Genomic DNA, 2612 nt, shown 5'->3' with positions numbered 1-2612 from the left:
AGCAACCAGTCCACTTCAGCTGTAGAGACACCTGCCTCAGCTGCAGACTTGCAAGCATCTTGACGCCACTGCCAGAGTTCTTTTCCCGAGACCACCCACCGCTGATCCATAATCATTGATTTGGACGTTGGAGTTGATTTTGGGACAGACCTTGCAAAAATTTCAGGGATTCCTGGGATGGCACTAGTACGATTTTCTCTAGTTGCTGATCGTTCCTCTCCTGTAAGGTTTTAATAACGCCCTCTAGAGGCACTACCTCTATCTTAACCTGGGAGTTAGGGTCTTGCTGCTTATAGCGATTCACTATACTCTGCAATTGCTCTTTGTTAAAAAAGAACGGAATTGATGAGACCCCATTTTGTTGAATAGTGAGGTATCCGCTGTTGCTAGCTTCTTTGGCAACAAACAGCGGTACGCCCTGAAATGGCTTTTTTTCTTGACCATTTTGGTTCCAGATCGCTTGTGCCTGCTTTACCTGCTGTTGGTTTGGTATGTAGGCAAAATTTAAACCATTGGGAACAGTGCGATTCTTTTGATTTTGCTCATGAACTTCCCCCAAAGATACAGGAACTACTTGTACCTTCTTACCTAGCTCAGGATTCTCCTGCTTTAAACGCTGTACAAACGCATTAGCATCTTCTTGGCTAATAAACACACCTGCCACTGAGGTAGTCTTCTTTTGATCTTGCTGATCTGGAATTGAGGCTACTAGTGGCGAACCTTTACTATCAGTAACTGCAAATACAGGTACAGCTTTCAACTTTTCTCTTACCTGCTCTTCGGTCAGAGCCAGTGCCGCTAAATTTTCCACACTCACTGAGCCTAGTAAGGCACTCGCTACTAAACTTAATGTTGTGCCCCAACGGAACAATGATTTCATAGAAATTACCTCGAATTTTAACGAAGAAGAGCCTGTTACAACTAGAATACCCTGCTCACTGAGAGATCTGAACGCACCTCACTAACCTCTAGTAGAGGCAGAGATTCAAATCAAACTTGATCGATCATAGCTTGACCTGGCTTGTTAACTTAGCTGATCAGTGGCGTTTAATCCCCCTGTAGCTAACTCTTATCAAGTTTGACTGTATCAAGTTTGACTGTATCAAGTTTGACTTTACCTGACTGTATCAAGTTCCACTGAGTTTACCCTAGTGTCTTGACTGATTTACGGATTTACTTATGGACTGATTGACTTATGAATTTAAAATCGGGATGACAGGATTTGAACCTGCGACATCCTGCTCCCAAAGCAGGCGCGCTACCAAGCTGCGCTACATCCCGGGTGCTACCTCTAATGTAGTATAACCAGTATAACTCACTTTTGGCGCTTTGTGTGTACTCGAGATTAATCTGGATACCAGAACATGCCTTTAATACCTTCTGGGTCAGGCATAAATCCCATTTTACGGTAAAAACTTACCACTTGAGGATCAGCAAATAAGGTGATATTGCTAATATCCTGGCTGCGCAATTTTTTGATCATATATCTCATCAAAGCTTTGCCCAGTCCCTTGGTTTGGAAATCTGGATGAACCACTACATCCCAGATTGTCGCATTGAAAGCATGATCAGAAGTGGCACGGGCAAAGCCAATTAAGCGCCTCGTGTTACCTCGCTGGTACCACATAGAAGTAACCAAAAAGCTATGCTGAATGGCTTTCCTAACTTTGCGCAGAGGACGGCGAGACCAACCAACAGCATCACAAAGTTCTTCCAATTCGTACAGGTCAATTTCTCGTGTTGTACTGAAAAATACCCGTGAGGTACCGTCGGTGCGATATTTTACACCTTCTACGGTATCTCCTTCCGGTCGTGTTTGAGGCAAAGCAGTGTCAGAACTGCTAAAGAAGCTTTTCCAAAAACCCATGCAGGTGTGACAGTGGCGTTATCATAATTGTGAGCTACTTGAACTGGTAATGGTCTTCTTTCCCTGACGGCTCAGACGTTCTGGGTCTCGGTCAACCAGAGCCAGACTTAAATGTTTGTTTCAAAAAACAGAAAGTGATCTTTGATCTATTGGTTTTATTCCACCAGGAAAACTATCATACCCGACCTACCTTGATCTGAAACTAATTCTTTGTGCAAATGATAATACCACAATTAAGCCTCCTATTAAGCCTCCTATATAAATTATTATCCTAGCATTCCCATCGGTCGCGCTCTTTGAAGTCGCTTGGGTAAGATGCTCGCGTCGGAGGGGGCACAGCTGTTTGCTGCCCTTGCGCGAATCTAAATCAACAACCGATGCAGTGGCCTGACGGGGGTTTCCACGGGGCAAACAGCGGTGCGTTCACGTAGTTTCTCCAAAGGAGAATGGTGGTGTTCCGCACACAGACCCAAAACCACTCGCGCTTTGCATCAACAGGCGCGCACCGTCACGGGAATTTAATTCTTAATGGTAAGAGCGCACCTAACAAGGAAAGTCGGCAAGCTACCGAAGGTGGGGAAGTTGGGGAAGATTAGTTAGACTAGGCTAATCAGCAGAATTGGTGAGAAATGAATCAGATCCGCGCTTGTTGTTGCCTCGGGGGACGCGCGAGTGTTTTGAGCAAGACAAAAGCCTCAAACCCAGACGAAACCCTTGGAAATACACCAAATAGCCAAAAAGGGCT

At 44.9% G+C, this 2612-nt stretch carries 2 protein-coding genes and 1 tRNA gene; all 3 read right to left on the bottom strand.

The genetic code is table 11. The features are described from left to right. Nucleotides 1–112: 112 nt before the first annotated feature. Nucleotides 113–880, bottom strand: a complete 768-nt coding sequence (locus tag F6K53_RS36935) for a Tic22 family protein (RefSeq protein WP_075898632.1) — start codon at nucleotides 878–880, stop codon at nucleotides 113–115. A 327-nt stretch (nucleotides 881–1207) separates the two neighbouring features. After that, nucleotides 1208–1281 (bottom strand) — tRNA-Pro (locus tag F6K53_RS36930). A gap of 64 nt (nucleotides 1282–1345) precedes the next feature. Next, nucleotides 1346–1867, bottom strand: a complete 522-nt coding sequence (locus F6K53_RS36925; RefSeq protein WP_070392308.1) for a GNAT family N-acetyltransferase — start codon at nucleotides 1865–1867, stop codon at nucleotides 1346–1348. Nucleotides 1868–2612 lie beyond the last annotated feature (745 nt).

This window comes from Moorena sp. SIO4A1, assembly GCF_010672065.1.
GTDB lineage: Bacteria > Cyanobacteriota > Cyanobacteriia > Cyanobacteriales > Coleofasciculaceae > Moorena.
This window is presented reverse-complemented; position numbering and strand designations above follow the sequence as displayed.

Coding starts and splice junctions, on each gene's coding strand:
- F6K53_RS36935 (WP_075898632.1), bottom strand. CDS start 880: ATGAAATCATTGTTCCGTTGGGGCACAACATTAAGTTTAGTAGCGAGT.
- F6K53_RS36925 (WP_070392308.1), bottom strand. CDS start 1,867: ATGGGTTTTTGGAAAAGCTTCTTTAGCAGTTCTGACACTGCTTTGCCT.